Source organism: Stenotrophomonas sp. SbOxS2, from assembly GCF_013416715.1.
Lineage (GTDB): Bacteria > Pseudomonadota > Gammaproteobacteria > Xanthomonadales > Xanthomonadaceae > Stenotrophomonas > Stenotrophomonas lactitubi.
The window spans coordinates 798,858-818,370 of sequence record NZ_JAAVXD010000007.1 but is presented as its reverse complement, the minus strand read 5'-3'; the positions used below and the strand labels follow the sequence as shown (position 1 = coordinate 818,370).

Below are 19,513 nucleotides of genomic sequence, written 5' to 3'. Positions count from 1 at the left end.
GGGCACGACGCCCCCACCCGGTGGGGAACCTCCTGTTCCTGTCGAGAGCCCTCATGCAGCCCTGGCAACACGTGTACGACCCCGCTGGCAACCTGTGGTTGTCGAGCCTGATCGCGCTGCTGCCGATCGCCTTCTTCTTCGTTGCCCTGGCCGTGCTGCGCATGAAGGGCTGGATCGCCGGCACCATCACCGTGGCCATCGCACTTGGCGTGGCACTGCTGTTCTATCGCATGCCGGTGGCGCAGGCGCTGGGCGCGGCAGGCTTCGGCTTCGTCTATGGCCTGTGGCCGATTGCCTGGATCATCATCGGCGCGGTGTTCCTGTACAAGGTCTCGGTCAAGACCGGCCAGTTCGACATCATCCGCGCCTCGATCCTGTCGGTTACCGAAGACCAGCGGTTGCAGATGCTGATGGTCGGCTTCGCCTTCGGTGCCTTCCTGGAAGGCGCGGCCGGGTTCGGTGCGCCGGTGGCGATTACCGCCGCGCTGCTGGTCGGGCTGGGCTTCAAGCCACTGTATGCGGCCGGCCTGTGCCTGATCGTCAACACCGCGCCAGTGGCGTTCGGTGCGATGGGCATTCCGATCATCGTGGCAGGGCAGGTGACTGGCCTGGACGCCTTCGAGATCGGCCAGATGGCGGGCCGCCAGCTGCCGTTCCTGACCATCATCGTGCTGTTCTGGATCATGGCGATCATGGATAGCTGGCGCGGCATCAAGGAAACCTGGCCGGCGGTGCTGGTGGCTGGCGGTTCGTTCGCCATTGCCCAGTACCTGACCTCCAACTTCATCGGCCCGGAACTGCCGGACATCACCGCTTCGCTGGCGTCGCTGGTCTGCCTGACCCTGTTCCTGCGCCGCTGGAAGCCGGTACGGATCTTCCGCTTCGATACCGAAACCAGCGCCGAGGCGGCGGCACAGGCACTGGAAGCACCGCGCCACAGCGTTGGCCAGATCGCCAAGGCGTGGTCGCCGTTCCTGATCCTCACCGCGATGGTCACTGTGTGGAGCATCAAGCCGTTCAAGTCGTTGTTCGCAGCCGGTGGCCCGCTTGAAGGCTGGGTGCTGAAGATCCCGGTGCCGGGCCTGGACCAGATGGTGCAGAAGATGCCGCCGATCGTCGATGCGCCGCTGAGCTATGAGGCGGTGTACAAGTTCGACTGGTTCTCGGCCACCGGTACCTCGATCATCCTCGCCGCGGTGATCGCGATCATCGCCCTGCGCATGCCGGCGCGGTCGGCGCTGCAGACCTTCGGTGAAACCGTGCGCGAACTGCGCATGCCGATCTTCTCGATCGGCATGGTGCTGGCGTTCGCCTTCATCGCCAACTATTCGGGCCTGTCGGCCACGTTGGCGCTGGCACTGGCGCACACCGGCAAGGCGTTCCCGTTCTTCTCGCCGTTCCTGGGCTGGCTGGGCGTGTTCCTGACCGGTTCGGATACCTCGTCCAATGCGCTGTTCTCGGCGCTGCAGGCGACCACCGCGCAGCAGATCGGCGTGTCCGACGTGCTGCTGGTGGCAGCCAACACCACCGGCGGCGTCACCGGCAAGATGATCTCGCCGCAGTCCATTGCCATTGCCTGTGCAGCGGTGGGCCTTGCTGGCAAAGAGTCGGACCTGTTCCGCTTCACCGTCAAGCACAGCCTGATCTTCACCACGATGGTCGGCCTGATCACCCTGGCCCAGGCCTACTGGCTGACCTGGATGATTCCCTGAGCATGCAGCGCCGGCCGACCAACAGCGGCGTGCTTCGGGCCACAATGGCGCCATGAGCACACAACGGGTTTCGGACAAGGTGGCCGCGCAGCTGCGTGCGCTGGTGCAGGAACGGCAGCTGCAGCCGGGCGACAGGCTGCCGGCCGAGCGCACGCTGGCGGTGCAGCTGGGGGTTTCGCGGACCGCGCTGCGCGAGGCCATTGCACAGTTGGCCAGCCACGGTCTGCTGACCGCGCGCGTGGGTGGTGGCACCTATGTGAGCGAGCCCGCCGCACGGGCACGGCAGGCACTGGATGAACCCCTGGTGCCATACCTGCCGCTGTTCCAGGGCGACCCGGAATACCGCTTCGACGTGCTGGAAATCCGCCACGCGCTGGAAGGCGCCACGGCCTGGCACGCGGCGCTGCGCGCCACCGACGAAGACCGTGCGCGCATCGCCCAGGCGTTCCAGACCATGATGGACGCGCATGGCAAGGACGACCCCACTGGCGAAGCCGAGGCCGACGCGGCCTTCCACCTGTCCATCGCCGAGGCGTCGCACAACCTGGTGCTGCTGCAGGTGATGCGTGGTCTGTTCGAACTGCTGCAGACCAACATCTCGCAGAGCCGGGAAAAGCTGTACACCTCGGCCAGGACCTTCTCTCCGTTGTCCGACCAGCACCGCGAGATGATGGATGCGGTGCTGGCCGGCGACCCCGAACGCGCGCGCGCCGCCGCACATGCCCACCTCGAGTTCGTGCACACCACGCTGCGCACCCTTGATGACAACGAAGCCCGGCGTGCGCGGGCCTCGCGCCTGCCTTCCCCACACGGTTGACCCCATGATCATTTCCGCCTCCACCGATTACCGTGCAGCAGCCGAGCGTCGGTTGCCGCCGTTCCTGTTCCACTACATCGATGGCGGTGCGTATGCCGAGCACACGCTGAAGCGCAACGTGTCCGACCTGTCCGACATTGCGCTGCGCCAGCGCATCCTGCGCAACATGTCCGACCTGAGCCTGGAAACCGAGCTGTTCGGCGAGAAGCTGGCGATGCCGGTGGCGCTGGCCCCGGTCGGCCTGACCGGCATGTATGCACGTCGCGGTGAAGTGCAGGCGGCGCGCGCAGCCGACAGTCGCGGCATTCCGTTCACGTTGTCCACGGTGTCGGTGTGCCCGATCGAAGAAGTCGCGCCGGCGATCCAGCGCCCGATGTGGTTCCAGCTGTACGTGCTGCGCGATCGCGGTTTCATGCGCAATGCGCTGGAGCGCGCGCAGGCGGCGGGTGTGACCACCCTGGTGTTCACCGTCGACATGCCGGTGCCGGGCGCGCGCTATCGTGACGCACACTCGGGCATGAGTGGTCCGAATGCTGCAATGCGCCGGATCGGCCAGGCCATCACCCATCCGCGCTGGGCGTGGGACGTGGGCCTGCGCGGACGCCCGCATGACCTCGGCAACATTTCCACCTACCGTGGCAACCCAACGGGCCTGGAGGACTACATCGGCTGGCTGGGCAGCAACTTCGATCCGTCCATTTCGTGGAAGGACCTGGAGTGGATCCGCGAGTTCTGGAAGGGCCCGATGGTGATCAAGGGCATCCTCGACCCGGACGATGCGCGTGACGCGGTCGCCTTCGGCGCCGATGGCATCGTGGTCTCCAACCATGGCGGCCGCCAGCTGGATGGTGTGCTGTCCACCGCACGTGCCTTGCCTGCCATCGCCGATGCGGTGCAGGGCGACCTGAAGATCCTCGCCGATTCGGGTATCCGCACCGGGCTGGACGTGGTGCGCATGCTGGCGCTGGGCGCCGATACCGTGCTGCTGGGGCGCGCCTTCGTCTACGCGCTTGCCGCACAGGGCGAGGCCGGCGTGGCCAACCTGCTGGACCTGATCGCCAAGGAAATGCGCGTGGCGATGACACTGACCGGTGCGCACCGCATCGCCGATATCGGCCGTGATTCGCTGGTGCGCCTGCCATGAGTGATCGCAACACGGTGCTGGCGCAGTTGCGTGCCGCGGTGGGGGGCCGCCACGTACTGACCGGCGACAAGGCCACCCGCCGCTTCCGTCGCGGCTATCGCTTCGGCGACGGCCCGGTACTGGCCGTGGTGCGCCCGGGTACGCTGCTGCAGCTGTGGCAGGTGCTGCAGGCGGCGGTGCAGGGCGGCGCGGCGATCATCCTGCAGGCAGCAAATACCGGCCTGACCGGCGGTTCCACCCCGGATGGTGACGACTACGGCCGGCCGATCGTGCTGATCAGCACGCTACGCCTGACCGGCATCCAGCTGTTGAACGAGGGGCGGCAGGTACTGTGCCTTCCCGGCGCGACGCTGGACCGGCTGGAGCAGACGCTGGCGCCGCTGGGCCGCGAGCCGCACTCGGTGATCGGCTCGTCGTGCATCGGCGCCTCGGTGCTGGGCGGCATCTGCAACAACTCCGGTGGCGCACTGGTGCGCCGTGGCCCTGCCTATACCGAGCTGGCGCTGTATGCACAGGTTGACGCGCGGGGCGAACTGCAGCTGGTCAACCATCTGGGCATCGCGCTGGGCGATACGCCCGAGCAGATCCTGCAGCGTCTGCAGGACGGCGACTACAGCACTGCAGATGTCAGCAACGGTGATGGCCGCGCCGCCTCCGATCCGCGTTACGCCGAGGAAGTACGCAAGGTCGATGCCGATACTCCGGCACGCTTCAATGCCGACCCCAGCCGCCATTTCGAGGCGGCCGGATCGGCGGGCAAGCTGGCCGTGTTCGCCGTGCGCCTGGATACGTTCGAGAAGGAGGCCGCCGAGGTCTTCTACATCGGCAGCAACCGCACCGACAGCCTGACCGCGATCCGCCGCCAGCTGCTGACCGGCTTCGAGCGCCTGCCGATCGCCGGCGAGTACATCCACCGCGATGCCTATGACATCGGTGAGCGTTACGGCAAGGACAGTTTCCTGCTGATCGACAAGCTCGGCACCGCACGCGTGCCGGCCGCGTTCGCGCTGAAGAGCCGGGTCGATGGCTGGTTCGAACGGCTTGGCCTGCGTGGCGTGACCGACAGGGTGATGCAGACGCTGACCGGTCTGCTGCCTTCGCACCTGCCCAAGCGCATGGGCGAGTTCCGCCAGCGTTATGAACATCATCTTCTGCTGAAGGTTTCCGCACAGGATGCGGCCGCCACCGAAGCGTGGCTGCGCAGCTTCTTCAACGGCCATGAAGGCGGTTACTTCCACTGCACGGCCGACGAAGGACGCAAGGCGTTCCTGCATCGCTTCGCCGTGGCCGGTGCAGCGGTGCGCTACCGCGAAGTGCACCGCGAACAGGTGCAGGACATCGTCGCGCTGGACATCGCGCTGCGCCGCGATGACGCCGACTGGTTCGAGCAGTTGCCGGCTGATATCGATGGCCGCCTGCTGCACAAGCTGTACTACGGCCACTTCCTGTGCCACGTCTTCCACCAGGACTACATCGCGCGCAAGGGTGAAGACCCGATGGCCATCGAGCATGCGATGTGGGCGTTGCTGGACCAGCGCGGTGCTGAGTACCCGGCCGAGCACAACGTCGGCCACCTGTATCCGGCCAAGCCGGCGCTGGCCGGCTTCTACCGCACGCTGGACCCGAGCAATACCTTCAACCCCGGCATCGGCCAGACGTCGAAGGCGAAAGGGTGGGGTGGCTGCGACTGCGACGGGCACTGAGCCGCGACGCGGCGCCTGCGCTACCATCGGCCCCTCGCAAGGACGTGCCGGCGCGCACAGGATGATCATGAATTCCACGCGTATTGCTTACGCCGTGCTGTCCGCCCTGCTGCTGGCATCGTCGCTGCCGGCAGCGGCGGACGTCGCGCCCGTTCAACACGATGCCGCGGGCAACCGGCTGGAAGCGCTGTTGCTGCAGGGCGAGCAGGGAGCGGACGACCCCCAGCGCTACTGCACTGCCGATGGCCAGTGGTGCGTGCGGGCGTTGCCTGCAACGGGCGAAGACCAGCCGGCAGCGCTGGAAGTCGCCGAGCGTGCGGGTGGTGCAGCCGAACCACGGATGCGCCACGTGCCCATCGATGTGGTTGACGATGGTGACCTGCGGGTCTGGCCCTTCATCGTGCGCCTGGCCCCCGGCGCGGGTGCAGGCCCGGCCGTGGCCGATCCGCAACAGGCGACACTGCAGAACGTGCTCGTCGGCGGCCTGCTGGAGGCCCGCGCGATGTATTCCGGTGGCGGTGCCAGCGCATCGACCCTGCAACTGGCGCGCATCCGTCATCTCGATGATGGCGTCCAGGTGGACGCCGACGTGCTGTCCGTTGCGTGGTCGGCCAACAAGATGATCCGGGCGTGCTTCAGCGAGCGCGATTTCGATCAGCGCGCCGGTGCCTGCCACGACGAGTACAGTTTCGAGGCGGAACTTGCGCTGGCGAGCGAAGGGCAGGGCATGCCCGTACTGCGCTACCGCACCGAGGCCAGCAACTATCCGGCCGGGGTATCGCCGCAGCGGGACCCGCTGGCCAAAGGAAAGTTGAAGAAGAAGGATCTGCGCACCGAACAGGACGCGGAATGCAGCTACACGCGTACCTTCCGCTTCACCTCAGGGGCTTACCAGCCGGATCAGCCACTGCCGGAGTGCTCGGGCTACACCGAGCCTTGAACCATGGAGCCGGGCAGGTGCCCGGCTCCACGCGACGACGCTGGCGCGTTTACTCGCAGCGGGTGGCGGTGATGATGTTGTCCTTGTCCACGAACACGCGCAGGCGGTCCTGGCGGATGTCCTTGGTGGTGATGGTGGCCGGACCGATGGGATTGACCATGCCGGCGCCGCTTTCGCTGGACAGGCGGCGGATGTTCGGCTCGTTGGCCGGCTGGCCGATGGCCCAGCCCAGCTGGCTGGCATCGCAGCGGCCACTGCCCTTGACCTCCGGGCCGGGAGTGCTGACACAGGCCGACAGCAACAGGGCCGAGGCGGGCAGCAACAGAGTCAGGCGGATGGTCATGCGGGCGCTCCTGCGCAGGGGATTGGCGGCACGATAGCACTGACCGCGCGAAACCCGGCAGCGTTCGGGTCATTGCCCGCGCGGCCGCCGCACTGCATAGTGGCCGGCGTTGCCGGCAGCGTGCCGGCGGGCAGACCGGGCCAGTCCGGTGCAGGTGTTGGATCGGGTATGACGGCAGGCAGTTTGCGTGGCAGGCAGAACACAGTGAAGGCGCTGGCAGTGCTGTCCCTGCTTTGCATGACAGTGGTGGCCGTGGCTGCCGAGCCGAGCGCAGCACCCGCTGCGGAAACACCGGTGTTTGGTGGCTGGCGCAACCTGCAGACCGAAGCTGGTTACCAGCCGGCGCAGCGCAACCTGGCGTTCGCGATGCTGCCGCAGGCCGCCACCCGGGGTGATCGCTTCGTGGTCCTCGACCGTGAAGGCAAGCGCGCGGTGTGCTGCCTGCAGGTGGCCAGCGAGTCGCTGGGCGTTGCCGCGCTTCGCGAGCAGTACCACCTGCCGCAGGCCGGTGTGACCGATCTGAGCAACGGCCGCAGTCCGGCGCGCCCGTACCTGCCGCATGTCTATGCGATGCAGCGGGTGGATGAACTGGCCGACTATGGTTTCGCCGATGTTGCCGGTGCCTACAGCGATCTGGGTGGGCTGCTGCTGCCCGACGCCGCCGCGCTGGCCGCCGACGGCAGCGAGGTGCGCCTGGGCGAGGCCCATTATCGCCTGCAGTTCCATCGCCAGCCGCTGGCCGATGATGATGGCGCACTGGACCGCTATACCCTGCAGTTGCTGCCTACGGGTGCACCGGTCGTGGTTGAAGTGCCGTTCGGCACCTACTGATTGCCACATCTCACTGGCTAGAATGGCGCGCGGCGCTGCCTGTCGCGCCTGATCCCGCGAGTTGTTGCCGTGCGATTTATGCTGCTGCCCCTGATGTTGCTGGCCGGTTGTGCCAGCGTGCCCCCCGCGCCGCCGCCGGCACATTCGGATGCGCTGTGGCGCCTGATCGAGCGTGATTGCCAGGGCGCACAGTCGCCACGCGGCGATTGCCTGCAGGTGCGCCCGGCTGTCGACCACCGCGATGTGCTGGTCAAGGATGCGCACGGCCACTATCAGTTCCTGCTGATGCCGCTGGACAAGGTCAGCGGCATCGAAAGCCCCGCGCTGTACCGGCGTGGCGCACCCAATTACTTCGCCGCTGCCTGGCAGGCCCGCACGCGCACCGAACAGGCGCTGGGCCAGCCGCTGCCGCGCAGCGTCGCCAGCCTGGCATTGAATTCGCCGCATGGTCGTTCGCAGCACCAGCTGCACATCCACGTCGACTGCCTGCGCGCTGACGTTCTGCAGGCGTTGGAAGACAATCGCGCGACCCTCGGCACGCAGTGGGCACCACTTCCGGTGCTGTTGCGCGGCCATCAGTACCAGGCGCGGCTGCTGCCCGGCGAAGCGCTGACTGCCAATCCGCTCAACCTGCTGGCCTATGGCCTGAGCGGCGTGGACAAGGTTGGCCAATGGAGTCTGCTGGTGGCGGGGCACGAGGACGTGCAAGGCGCGCCCGGTTTCATCCTGCTGGCCACGCAGCTGGACCCGGACAGCGGCAACGATGCCAGCGCCGAGGAGCTGCAGGACCATGCCTGCAGCGTGTTGACCGGTGCGGATGCTTCGCTGGAGCGGGTGCGCTAGTTTTCCGTTGGCTGCCGCTGCAGCCAGACGGGGGCAGTCAGGGCGTACAGCTGGCGGTCCTGCCAGCCTTCGGCATCCAGGTGGTGGTCGCGCAGCAGGCCTTCGCGCTCGAAGCCGAGCACCTGCAGGGTAGCGACCAGTTCGCTGCCTGCATCGGGCGGCAGCAGCACGAACAAGCGACGGATTCCTACCTGTTCGAACAGGAACGTGCACAGCGCCTGCAACGAAGCGTGCAGCTGCCGTTGCCGGGGGCAGCCTGCTGCATGCAGCCAGCGCAGTTCGACGCTGCGCGCATGCGCGCAATGCAGGCGCAGATTCAGCTGGTCCAGCAGCTCACCCACTGCATCGAAGCTGCCCAGCAGCAGATGATCGTTGTCGTGTTGCAGCTGCGAACGCTGCACACCGCAGAGGAAGTGGGCTTCGGCATCGAAATGGCCAGGCAGGTTGCTGCTGCGTTCGACCTGCTGATGGTAGTGACGCCAGGCGGAAAGGTCTGAACGCTGCAGGGGGCGCAGTACGACGGGCCCGTGCTGGAGCCGCAGGAGATGGCGGCGCAGCACCGGTCGCAGCGGTGGCAGGGAAGCAGGGAAATACCGGTTCATGGGGTGGGACGATGCCGCACCTGGGCGAACTGGAGCAATGAAAGAAGTTGCAAACGCGGTGTTGCCGACGCCTGCGGTCTGATTCGGTTCAGGCATAAGGCCATCAGGCCTGGTCATTTCCGTTGCAACCATCCGTTCAGGACACTTTCGTTACGGGATCGTTATGCGCGCACCGTCGCCAGCGTCCCGGACCACCCGCCCAACTCCCCCAGGAAGCCCATGTCCGCCTCTTCCCTGGCGCTGCGCCCGCGTCCGCTGGTGCTTGCCTTGTCGTCCCTGATGCTGGCCTCGTTGCCGGCCTTCGCGCAGGAAAGCGCACCCACCTCATTGCAGGAAGTGAAGGTCACCGGCTCGCGCATCCCGCGTGCCAGCGTCGAGGGGCCGTCACCGGTCACGGTGATCAGCCGCGAGCAGATCGATGCGCAGGGCTACCGCAACGCCTTCGATGCGTTGAGCGCGCTCACTGAAAACACCGGTAACGTGCAGGGCGAAGACTTCGGCAATACTTTCACCCCGGCGGCGAATACCATCAACCTGCGTGGCCTGGGCCCGAACCGCACGCTGGTGCTGGTCAATGGCCGCCGCCAGGCCGACTATCCGCTGGCCTACGAGGGCTCGGTGAACGTGGTCAACCTGGCCAACATCCCCAGTGCGTTGATCGAGCGCATCGAGGTGCTGGCCGCAGGCGCATCAGCGGTGTACGGCTCCGATGCGATCGCCGGCGTGGTCAACATCATCCTCAAGGACCGTTTCGACGGCGTGGACGTCAACGTGCGTGCCGGCGGCACCCAGCAGGGTGGTGGTGACAACCAGCGCGTGCAGGTGGTGGGCGGCAGCTCGGGCGATCGCTGGGAAGGCCTGTTCGGCTTCGAACTGGACGTGCGCAAGGCGATCCATGCGCGGCAGCGCGACTTCATGGATTCGCTGGACGATGATCCCACCGGAAAGGCGCCGCAGCCGACGGCCGTCGCCTATCGTCGCAACGCCGCTACCGGTCGCAACATCGATCCCGGCGCGGCCGGCTGCGATGCCGCTTCGGCCATCTACGGTGGCAGCGTGCTGCGCACCAACAATCCGCGCCAGGGATGGTACTGCGGCAGCAACGAGGCCGCCGCCAGCTACTGGACCGTGCAGACCGAGAAGCGCAACCTCAACGGTTACGGCCTGCTGACCTTCCACGTCAACGACAGCACCGACCTGTTCGCCGATGTCGCCGTGGGCAGCGCGCGGATCCACAACAACACGCGCGCGCCCACCTGGACCTCGTCACGCAACTACTTCTACAACCAGAACACGGGCAACCTGGAGAGCTGGTACCGCCGCTTTGCGCCAGAGGAAATCGGCGGCCTGCCACGCAACGCCAATCGCTTCCTGGAAAACTCGTGGTCGTTCAATGTCGGTGCGCGTGGCCAGTTCGGTGACAGCGGCTGGGACTACGAAGCGGTCTACAGCCGCTCGCGCTACGAGAACCGCACGCGCCGGCCGGTGCTGCTGGCCGGTATCAACGAGTACCTGCTCGGTCCGCAGCTCGGTGTGCGAAACGGCGTTGAGGTCTATGCGCCGGATCCCTCGCGCCTGTTCCGGCCGCTGACGCCCGATGAGTACGGTCGCCTGTCCGACTACCAGGAAAGCCGCAACGCGGCGTGGCTGCAGACCTTCAGCGCGACGGTCAACGGTCGCCTGTTCGCATTGCCGGGTGGCGATGCCGCGTTGGCCGCAGTGGTTGAAGCGGGCAGCCAGGGCTACCGCAATCGTCCGGACCCGCGCCTGGGCACCGGTGAATTCTGGAACACCAGCGCCGGCATCGGTGCCGGTGGCGAACGTGACCGCTATGCGGCCGGTGTTGAACTGCAGCTGCCGTTGCTGCAGTCGCTGACCACCACCCTGGCAGGTCGCTACGACCAGTACCGCGCCGGTGGCGAGCATCTCGGCAAGGCGACGTGGAGCTTCGGTGTCGAATTCCGTCCGATCGAAAGCCTGCTGATCCGCGGCACCGCCGCCACCAGCTTCCGTGCGCCGGACATGAATTATGTGTTTGCCACCGAGACCCGTGGCTACAACCCGGGCATGACCGACTACTGGCGCTGCCGCACCGCCGGCCAGTCGTATGACAACTGCGACTACAACGGCCTGTCGATCGACTACAGCAACCGCGCCAATCCGCAGCTGCAGCCGGAGTCGGCCAAATCGTATGGCTTCGGCGTGGTCTGGTCGCCGCTGTCCGGGCTGGATTTCAGCGCCGACTACTACGACATCCGCATCGACAACGAGGTGACCAGCCTCGACACCAGCCGCATCCTGCGCGATGAGGCCGACTGCCGGCTGGGCCGCACCCTCGGTGGCGAGGCGCGCGACATCGGTTCGCCGCTGTGCCAGGACGCGCTGTCGCGGGTGATCCGCAATCCCTCCACTGCCACCGTGCAGCCGGACCAGGTGACCCGCGTGTTGATCAATCCGATCAATGCGGCATCGGAATCGGTGCGTGGCGTCGACCTGAAGGGAAACTGGCGCTTCGATGCGGGCCGCTATGGCCGCTTCACCACGCGTCTGGCCTACACCCTGGTGCTGGAGCACGAGTACAAGCAGTTTGCCGATGACGAAGTGCGCGACATCCGCAATTCGCTGGATGACTGGCAGTGGCGCAGCAAGGCCAATGGCAGCATCACCTGGAACCAGGGCGACTGGACCGCGACGATCTATGGCAACCGTTATGGCTCGTTGCCCAAGAGCGATGGCAGTGGCCGCATCGCGCCGTACATGACCTACAACGCCAGTGTGTTCCGCCAGTTCGGCGAAAACCTGACACTGGGTGTGATCGTCAACAACCTGCGCGACAGCCGGCCGCCGGCGGACAGGAATGGCGGTGGCTGGCCGTTCTATCCGGTCGGCAACTACGACCCGTACGGCCGCCAGTTCTGGGTGGAGCTGGATTACCGGTTCCGTTGATCGAAACGCAAAACGAAAGGCCCGGCATTGCCGGGCCTTTCTCTATTCAGCTCATTGCTGGATCAGGGCAGCGCCTGCACCAGATACGACTCGATGACGTAGCTGAAAGGCTGCCGCTGGCGGTCACGGAGCAGGGCGCGCACTTCCAGGATGACGCCATGGTCGCCTTCGCCGCGTGGCGGCCAGAACGTCTGGTCGGTGAGGGTCTGGCGCTGGAAGCCGAGCGGACCGACCACACGGCCAAATGGCTCGTCGGTGGTGTCGAGCACCTGGTTCATGGCCGCGCTGAGGTGATCGGGCAGGTACCAGTTGTCGGCCTCCGACAGCACCCGGCTGCCGCAGGCCAGCTGCACACGGCGGTAACGCAGGGGCGTGGAGGCATTGGCGCCCAAGGCCTGCAGCACGTCGGCCGGCGCAGGCTTGTCCTGGCCATGTACGCGCACGGCGCGGACCCGGGCCTGCTCGGCCAGGCCGTGCTCGGCACACCAGCTTTCCAGGGTGGCGGTGGCGCTCTGACCGGCCAGCACGCGCTGATGCAGCACCTCGACCAGCGCAGCCGAGGCGATCCGCTGCTGGCCTGGCGGCGCCTGCAGGGGCGCGCTGGCGTTGGCATCGGTGGCGGACAGGCTGGCGATCGGGGCGGCGGCCAACAGGGACGCGGCCTGCCAGCGGCGAAGACGATCGTGGCGGTCGGACGGGCCCATGCGGCATCACAGCGGAAACAGGCGCCCATGTTACCCGTTCAGGCGTGCATCCGGCGTCCCTGCGGCGCAGGGTCGCGGACGGGATTCATCGTGCCGATGAATGCATGGCATGCAGATATTTCGTTGGCCGATGGCAGCGGCGGCGGGCAGGATGACCCCAGAGTTGGCTTTCCGGGAGATCCAGATGACCCTGCAGTTCGTTCATGGTGGCGTCGATCGCGACGGTACCCCCCTGCATTTCCACGTCCGTGATGGCCGTTTTGTCGGCATCAACAGCGACGACACGGCAACAGAGAAAGCCCAGACCGTCGACCTGACCGGCTTTACCGTTCTGCCGGGACTGGTCGACGGCCATATCCATCTGGACAAGAGCTTCGTCGGCGACCGCTGGCATCCGCACCAGCCGGTGAACAGCCTGCGTGAGCGGCTGGCGGTGGAAAAGACCGCGATAGCCGCCGCTGCACCGATGGCGGACCGTGCCGAGGCGCTGATCCGCCAGTGCAGCGGCTTCGGCATGGTGGCGATGCGTTGCCATGTCGATATCGATGGCAGCACCGGCCTGCGCCACCTGCAGGCGGTGCGCGAGGCGGCGCTGCGCCGTGCCGACATCATGCGCATCCAGCTGGTGGCGTTCCCGCAGGCGGGTGTGATGTCGTGCCCGGGTACGGCGGCGGTGCTGGAACAGGCGATCGCCGCAGGGGTGGAAGTATTGGGGGGCATCGACCCGAGCACGCTGGACGGGGATGCCGAAGGCCAGCTGGCGTTGTTGTTCGGGCTGGCCGAGCGCTATGGCGTACGCTTGGACATCCACCTGCACGAGCCGGGCGAGACCGGGCTGTCGCAGCTGCTGCGGATCGCGGCGCGCACGCGCGCGTCGGGCCTGCAGGGCAGGGTGGCAGTCAGTCATGCCTATGCGCTGGGCGAGGTTCCATTGGCACGCGCGCTGCAGGTCGGCGAGGCGTTGGCTGCCGCAGGCGTAGCGATCATGAGCAACGCGCCGGGCGACCATCCGTTCCCGCCGCTGCGCGCCCTGCACGACGCAGGTGTGCGCGTGTTCGCGGGCAACGACAACATCCGTGACTGCTGGTGGCCCTACGGCAATGGCGACCTGCTGCAGCGGGCGATGCTGCTCGGTTACCGCTCCGGCTTCTACACCGATGCGGACCTGATGCTGGCGCTGGACATGGTCACCACCCATGCGGCGGCGGTGATCGGGTTGCCGCAGTACGGGATTGCAGATGGTCTTCCCGCTACCTTCGTGGCGGTGCGTGCCGACCATGGCCCGGCGGCCGTGGCCGGGGTGCCGGGCGAGCGTCGCGTGGTGGTTGACGGTCGCTGGCTGTAGATCCATTCCATGCGTGGATGGAACCGTCACGCGGTCACGTTCATCCACGCATGGCGTGGATCTACCCATCACGCCGCGCCAACCCCTTGTATTGCCGAGCCATGCTCGGCAGCCTTTCAGGCGTAATCGTCGGCGCGGGTGGCGACGAACTCCTCCAACCACGCCAGCAGATGGGCGATGTCGATCGTCTCGCCCTGCTCGACGCGTTTGAGCAGCAGCGTGCTGACTCCGATCTGCAGGCTGCTGTCGGCATAGCGCAGCACCGCGTCGATGCCCCAGGCGTCAGTGACCTGCATCCAGGCCAGGCCCGGCACGCGCTGGGCCAGCGTGTCGCCGAACGCCACGCCCAGCGCCTCCCAACCATCGCAGTCGTCACGATCGATCAGCTCCGCATCGACTACGCGCTGCAGCGTCGGGGCCGACAGTGGCCATTGCACCGGCAGGGTGGGAAACTCGGCGGCCACGCGAGCGGCGATCCGTGAACGCTGGTGCTGCAGATGCGCTTGCAGCGCAGCGGGCAGGGGATCGAAGCGGGTGGGGATTTCGTCGGACATGGCAGGGCGCTGTAGGCACGGAAACAATGTGCACTGTAGCGGGCGATGTAGTGCCTTAGCGCGGCAGGTCTGATCAGATATCAATGATCAATGCGCGAACTCTGATTGCTCCCGCAGGTGCAGCATAAAGGTCCGCATACGTCATTCTGCGCGGCTCAATTGTCCGCTCATGGGCTTAGCTGGACTTGAGCGCTTGCTGGATGACGAGCTCCTCAAGGGCTTCAAGCAGATGGTTGATCTCGATGGCCTCGCCTTCTTCGACGCGCTTGATCAACATGGTGACGGCGCTGACAATGCTATTGGCCTCTCCATAGCGGAGAACCGCGTCGACGCCCCAGGTATCGGTTACCTGGGTCCAGGCAAGTTCCGGTACACGCTGTGCCAGACAGTCACCGAATGCGACGCCCAGTGCTTCCCAACCGTCACAATCATCGTGATCGATCAGTTCTGCATCGACTACGCGTTGCAGCGTGCTCGGCAGCAGCGGCCATTGAACAGGCACGGTGGGGAACGCAGATGCGACGAGGGCAGCAACCTGTGCACGCTGCTGCTGCATGTGCGCGATGAGTGCAGGCGGCAGCGGATCGAACCGGATGTCGGCTTCGTCCTTCGGAGCAGGGGTCAAAGTAACTTGGTGCTTGTTGGTCATGGGTGGGGCAATCCGGAGAAGACGTTCACTACCCTATCGCCCAGTCTTTGGGTCCGCCACCAGTGGGCCTTTTACGACAAGCGTGTACCCGCTGGCGCTCCAGCGCCTTTTCGGATACCGGACGGTCGTTTCCATCCACGCATGGCGTGGATCTACTGTGGTCACTCCGGTTCGCGTTGCACTTGGCGCCACAGTTCGCTGGCCAGCGCACGCACCGCATCATCGGCATCGGCGCGATGCAGCAGGCCGATCTCGTAGTTGTCTACCACCGGCAGGTCGCGCTCGCCATCGATGATGCGGTGTTCGCGGTTGACCGCGCGACGTGGCAGCAGGCTGATGCCGATGCCGTCGGCTACCGCGCCCTGGATGCCGCTCAGCGAGGAACTGGTGAACGCGATGCGCCAGCGCAGGCCAAGCGCCTCGACGGCCTGGATCATCTCGTCGCGGTACAGTCCGCGCGGCGGGAAGGTGACCAGTGGCAGCGGGTCCTGCTGCAGGCTGCTGCTGCGCAGGCTGTCGATCCAGTGCATCGGTTCGCGCCGGCAATGCACGGCCTGGCGGGTGTTGCGACGCTGCTTGACCAGCACCAGGTCCAGCTCGCCATGGTCAAAGCCGTGGGCAAGATCACGGCTGAGGCCGCTGCTGATTTCCAGCTTGACCTGCGGGTGGCGGCGGCTGAAGGCGGCGAGCATGCGCGTGGTCTGCGCATTGACGAAGTCTTCAGGAACGCCAATGCGCACCGCGGTCTCCACGGTGGCGCCGGCCAATGCCTGTGCCAGCTCCTCGTTCAGATCCAGCATCCGTCGGGCGTAACCCAGCAGGGTGTGCCCGGCATCGGTGGGGTGCACGTCGCGGTGGCCGCGCTCGAGCAGGCGATGACCGGCCAGTTCCTCCAGCCGCCTCACCTTCTGGCTGACCGTGGACTGGGTCGAATGCAGGCGGGTGGCCGCCGTGGTGAAGCTGCCACAGTCGGCGACCATCACCAAGGCCCGCAGCAGGTCCAGTTCGAACACTGTTCTATTCGATTTGGCACTGTCTTGCATTTGAACATTTCACTTCTGGATACCCGTGCCGACTTCTACCATGCAGGGCAGGGGCCGGCAATGGCCGGCGCCATCGCGCATGAGGAGAGTCACGATGCACCACCCTCGCTCCCGGCAGCGTCGTTCGGCAGTGGCTCGCATGCTGTTGCTGTGCCTGCTGGCCATGGTGATTCCAGCGTGCACGGCGACTTCCAGCAGCGATGCCGATGCGCAGTTGCGTGAGGCCGCCAGCCGCGGCGATGCCGAGGCCGTGCGCGAGTCACTGGACGCGGGTGCCGATCTGGAAGCCCGTGACGGCCAGGGTCGCACGGCCCTGCTGCTGGCCACCCACGGCAACAACGTGGACGCGGCGCGCGAGCTGATCGAGGCTGGCGCCGATGTCAATGCCAAGGACGCGATGCAGGACAGCCCCTACCTGTACGCTGGCGCGCGCGGGCTGGATGAGATCCTGGCGCTGACGCTCGCCCACGGCGCAGACCTGCACAGCACCAACCGTTACGGCGGTACCGCGCTGATTCCCGCTGCCGAACGCGGCCACGTCGCTACCGTGCGTACGCTGCTGCGCGCCGGCGTCGCCGTTGACCATGTCAATCGCCTGCACTGGACGGCGCTGCTGGAGGCGATCCTGCTTGGCGATGGCGGCCCGCGCCACGTGCAGATCGTGCAAATGCTGCTGGACGCCGGTGCCAACCCCGAGCTTGCCGATGGCGACGGCGTAACGCCGCTGGCGCATGCCAGGCAACGCGGCTACACCAACATCGACACCCTGCTGCGCCAGCACGGCGCGACACGCTGACACCCGCCCCTTCCACCCGCACGCTGCCGTGCCCACCAGGATGCTCTCCATGTTCCGTTCCCATCCGTTGTCCCTTGCCGTCCTTCTGGCGGTTGCACCGCTGTCGGCGTCTGCCGCCGAGCGCGCCGATCTGCTGATCCGCAACGCCACGGTGGTCGATGTCGAGCACGCGCGCAGCGTGCCCGGGCAGAGCGTGGTCATCCGTGGCGAGGACATCGTCGCGGTCGGCCCCGATGCGCAGGTACGCAGCCAGTGGAGCAGCAGCCGTCAGATCGATGCCAAGGGCAAGTACCTGATTCCCGGCCTGTGGGACATGCACGTGCATTTCGGCGGCGGCCCGGCGCTGGTGGAAGAGAACAAGGCGCTGCTGCCGCTGTACATCGCCCATGGCATCACCACGATCCGTGACTGCTCTGGGGATCTGCCGCAGCAGGTGCTGCAATGGCGCGGCGAAATCGCCAACGGCACGCTGTTCGGTCCGCGCCTGCTGACGTCCGGTGCGAAGATCGAAGGCATCAAGCCGGTCTGGAAGGGCACGATCGAGGTGGGCAGCAAGGCCGACGCGGACAAAGCGATCGAACGCCTGCAGCACGACAAGGTCGATTTCGTGAAGATCACCGACAGCACGCTGACCCCGGAACTGTTCCTTTACTCGGCCAGCGCCGCGCGCAAGGCGGGTTTCAAGGCCTCAGGCCATATTCCGATGGCGTTGACGGTGGAACAGGCAGTGGATGCAGGCCTGGCCTCGATCGAACATCTGGACTATGCCTTCAAGGCGGGCAGCAAGGATGAAGCGCAGATCGCCGCCGATTTCGGCGCCGGGCGCATCGACCGCGCCGAGGCCAACCGCCGGCTCGACGCCAGCTTCGATCGCGAAACCGCGCTGCATGCCTATCGTGATTTCGCCAAGCGCGGCGTATTCGTGACGCCGACGCTCAACGGTGGTCGCATCCTCGACTTCCTCGACCAGGACGACCACGCCAACGATCCGTATCTGGCCTACATCGGCCCGGGCCTGCGCGCGACGTACGCCTGGCGCGTGGAGCGCGCTGCAAAGGCGACGCCCGCGCAGATCGAGGCGCGCCATGCGCAGTACCACCAGGTGGCCGCAGTGCTGCCGCTGCTGCAGGAAGCGGGGGTGACGATCATCGCCGGCACCGATGCGGGCTTCCTAAATTCGTTCAACTACCCGGGTATCGGCCTGCACCAGGAGCTGCAACTGTTCGTGAAGGAAGGTCTGAGTGCACCGCAGGCGCTGTCGGCCGCGACCCGCTCCGGCCCGGCCTGGTTTGGCCAGATGCAGCGCTATGGCGGTGTCGCCACGGGCAAGGCGGCCGATCTGGTGCTGCTGACCGCCAATCCGTTGCAGGACATCGCCGCCACCGAAAAGATCGACAGCGTGATCCTGCGCGGTGATGTGTACGATCGCGCGGCGTTGGACAGGATGCTGGCCGACACCAAGGCCAAGGTCGCTGGTTGGAATGCTGCGGCGAAGTAAAACCACGCCTGCGGTGATGTGGCCGGCAGCGCCTAGCGCGGTGCCGGCCGCATGCCATGCAGCTGCGGCAGCGCGGCTTTCATCGCGTCGATGAAGGCGCGCAGGCGCAGGGGTTGCTGTCGCGCAGCAGGGAACACCAGGTGCACCGGCAGCGGCGGTGCCTGCCAGTCCGGCAGCAGCTGCACCAATCGCCCTTCGGCCAAGTCGTCGGCCACCAGCCAGGCCGAAACCACCGCCGCGCCCAATCCAGCACGTGCGGCCTGTTGCACCACGAACAGGTTGTCGCTGAGCAGGCGTGGCGTGATCGACAGCGTGTGTGCGCGGCCTTGCGCATCGTGCAGCAACAGACGTTCGCGGTAGTAGGTGACCAGCGAGATCCACGGCAATGCCTGCGCCTGTTCGGGCGTGGTGATCGAACCCGCGTCGGCCAGCGAGGGTGCGGCCACCACGATGCGCGGTACTTCGGCCAGCGGCAGGGCGACCATGCGCGGTTCGTCGACCGTGCCGACCCGCACCGCGCAGTCGATGCCTTCGGCGATGAAGTCCGGACGGCGGTCCTCAAGGATCCACTCCAGGCTCAACTGTGGATGCTGGGCCAGGAAATCGAGCATGGTCGGCAGCAGCTGCGCCTGGCCGAATGCGTGCGGCACCATCACCCGCAGGCGACCGCTGAGCATCTGGGCCTGGCCGTGCAGCTCGGCCTGCAGCGCTTCCCATTCGTCCACCACCCGCTGCGCATGACGTTGGCAGCGCTGGCCGTCCTCGGTCAGCAGCAGGCCGTGGGTGGACCGTTGCAGCAGGCGCAGACCCAGTTGCCGCTCCAGGGCTTGAAGCCGACGGCTGACGGTGGGCTGGGTGGTACCCAGTTGCAGGGCAGCAGCAGAAAGGCTGCCGCTGTCCACGATACGCAGGAAAGTGCGCAGCAGGTCCAGGCGGTCACCACCCAAGGCAAGGTCGTTCATGCGCGTGACGTATGGCAAGTATGTAAGTGAGCCTACTACAGACGTGCAGCGAATATAGGCACTCTACGCCCCACTTCTCTC

General features: G+C 66.5%; 18 protein-coding genes. 11 read left to right on the top strand and 7 right to left on the bottom strand.

Annotation, left to right across the window (positions count from 1 at the left end):
* Nucleotides 1–53: 53 nt before the first annotated feature.
* The 5 genes from lldP (at nt 54) to HFK18_RS18315 (ending at nt 6,316) form a co-directional block, all read left to right on the top strand.
* Complete coding sequence (gene lldP / locus HFK18_RS18335) at nt 54–1,712, top strand: L-lactate permease (RefSeq protein WP_180167351.1); 1,659 nt, start codon at nt 54–56, stop codon at nt 1,710–1,712.
* Nucleotides 1,713–1,764: 52 nt separating this feature from the next.
* Nucleotides 1,765–2,529, top strand: coding sequence for a transcriptional regulator LldR (gene lldR / locus HFK18_RS18330; RefSeq protein ID WP_180167350.1), 765 nt, complete (start codon nt 1,765–1,767; stop codon nt 2,527–2,529).
* A 4-nt stretch (nt 2,530–2,533) separates the two neighbouring features.
* On the top strand, nt 2,534–3,673 hold the full coding sequence (gene lldD, locus HFK18_RS18325) for an FMN-dependent L-lactate dehydrogenase LldD (RefSeq protein WP_100552785.1): 1,140 nt from the start codon (nt 2,534–2,536) through the stop codon (nt 3,671–3,673).
* Nucleotides 3,670–5,376 carry a D-lactate dehydrogenase gene (dld, locus tag HFK18_RS18320; protein ID WP_180167349.1) on the top strand — a complete coding sequence of 569 codons (1,707 nt, stop codon included), beginning with the start codon at nt 3,670–3,672 and terminating at the stop codon, nt 5,374–5,376. The genes lldD and dld overlap by 4 nt, the downstream gene beginning before the upstream one ends.
* Before the next feature lie 67 nt (nt 5,377–5,443).
* Nucleotides 5,444–6,316 (top strand): hypothetical protein, encoded by an 873-nt coding sequence (locus tag HFK18_RS18315; RefSeq protein WP_180167348.1) that lies wholly within the window; start codon nt 5,444–5,446, stop codon nt 6,314–6,316.
* A 49-nt stretch (nt 6,317–6,365) separates the two neighbouring features.
* Here the strand turns inward: HFK18_RS18315 and HFK18_RS18310 are convergent, their stop codons facing one another.
* Nucleotides 6,366–6,659: a hypothetical protein gene (locus HFK18_RS18310; protein WP_025878511.1), complete on the bottom strand. Its 294-nt coding sequence runs from the start codon at nt 6,657–6,659 to the stop codon at nt 6,366–6,368.
* A gap of 168 nt (nt 6,660–6,827) precedes the next feature.
* On the opposite strand from HFK18_RS18310, the gene HFK18_RS18305 reads away from it, so the two are divergent.
* The gene (locus tag HFK18_RS18305) at nt 6,828–7,490 is read left to right on the top strand and encodes a decarboxylase (protein ID WP_180167347.1); all 663 of its coding nucleotides are present in this window, start codon (nt 6,828–6,830) and stop codon (nt 7,488–7,490) included.
* A gap of 78 nt (nt 7,491–7,568) precedes the next feature.
* On the top strand, nt 7,569–8,333 hold the full coding sequence (locus tag HFK18_RS18300) for a CDP-diacylglycerol diphosphatase (RefSeq protein WP_180167346.1): 765 nt from the start codon (nt 7,569–7,571) through the stop codon (nt 8,331–8,333).
* On the opposite strand, the gene HFK18_RS18295 is transcribed toward HFK18_RS18300, so the two are convergent.
* Nucleotides 8,330–8,935: a GNAT family protein gene (locus HFK18_RS18295; protein WP_180167345.1), complete on the bottom strand. Its 606-nt coding sequence runs from the start codon at nt 8,933–8,935 to the stop codon at nt 8,330–8,332. The genes HFK18_RS18300 and HFK18_RS18295 overlap by 4 nt on opposite strands.
* A 219-nt stretch (nt 8,936–9,154) precedes the next feature.
* Between HFK18_RS18295 and HFK18_RS18290 the strand changes: the two genes are divergently transcribed.
* Entirely contained in the window at nt 9,155–11,881 is a 2,727-nt protein-coding gene (locus tag HFK18_RS18290) for a TonB-dependent receptor (protein WP_180167344.1), read from the top strand.
* Between the two features lie 62 nt (nt 11,882–11,943).
* On the opposite strand, the gene HFK18_RS18285 is transcribed toward HFK18_RS18290, so the two are convergent.
* Complete coding sequence (locus tag HFK18_RS18285) at nt 11,944–12,585, bottom strand: hypothetical protein (RefSeq protein WP_180167343.1); 642 nt, start codon at nt 12,583–12,585, stop codon at nt 11,944–11,946.
* A gap of 184 nt (nt 12,586–12,769) precedes the next feature.
* On the opposite strand from HFK18_RS18285, the gene HFK18_RS18280 reads away from it, so the two are divergent.
* Complete coding sequence (locus HFK18_RS18280; protein ID WP_180167342.1) at nt 12,770–13,930, top strand: amidohydrolase family protein; 1,161 nt, start codon at nt 12,770–12,772, stop codon at nt 13,928–13,930.
* 116 nt (nt 13,931–14,046) lie between these two features.
* Here the strand turns inward: HFK18_RS18280 and HFK18_RS18275 are convergent, their stop codons facing one another.
* From HFK18_RS18275 to HFK18_RS18265, 3 genes are all read right to left on the bottom strand, one after another.
* Nucleotides 14,047–14,484: a DUF3806 domain-containing protein gene (locus HFK18_RS18275; RefSeq protein WP_099821536.1), complete on the bottom strand. Its 438-nt coding sequence runs from the start codon at nt 14,482–14,484 to the stop codon at nt 14,047–14,049.
* Nucleotides 14,485–14,659: 175 nt separating this feature from the next.
* Nucleotides 14,660–15,133 (bottom strand): DUF3806 domain-containing protein, encoded by a 474-nt coding sequence (locus HFK18_RS18270; RefSeq protein WP_180167341.1) that lies wholly within the window; start codon nt 15,131–15,133, stop codon nt 14,660–14,662.
* Nucleotides 15,134–15,294: 161 nt separating this feature from the next.
* The gene (locus HFK18_RS18265) at nt 15,295–16,176 is read right to left on the bottom strand and encodes a LysR substrate-binding domain-containing protein (RefSeq protein WP_180167340.1); all 882 of its coding nucleotides are present in this window, start codon (nt 16,174–16,176) and stop codon (nt 15,295–15,297) included.
* Nucleotides 16,177–16,270: 94 nt separating this feature from the next.
* On the opposite strand from HFK18_RS18265, the gene HFK18_RS18260 reads away from it, so the two are divergent.
* Nucleotides 16,271–16,972, top strand: coding sequence for an ankyrin repeat domain-containing protein (locus tag HFK18_RS18260; RefSeq protein ID WP_180167339.1), 702 nt, complete (start codon nt 16,271–16,273; stop codon nt 16,970–16,972).
* Between the two features lie 49 nt (nt 16,973–17,021).
* Nucleotides 17,022–18,470 carry an amidohydrolase family protein gene (locus tag HFK18_RS18255; RefSeq protein WP_180167338.1) on the top strand — a complete coding sequence of 483 codons (1,449 nt, stop codon included), beginning with the start codon at nt 17,022–17,024 and terminating at the stop codon, nt 18,468–18,470.
* A 32-nt stretch (nt 18,471–18,502) separates the two neighbouring features.
* Here the strand turns inward: HFK18_RS18255 and HFK18_RS18250 are convergent, their stop codons facing one another.
* Nucleotides 18,503–19,432, bottom strand: coding sequence for a LysR family transcriptional regulator (locus HFK18_RS18250; protein ID WP_100552775.1), 930 nt, complete (start codon nt 19,430–19,432; stop codon nt 18,503–18,505).
* Between the last annotated feature and the right edge of the window lie 81 nt (nt 19,433–19,513).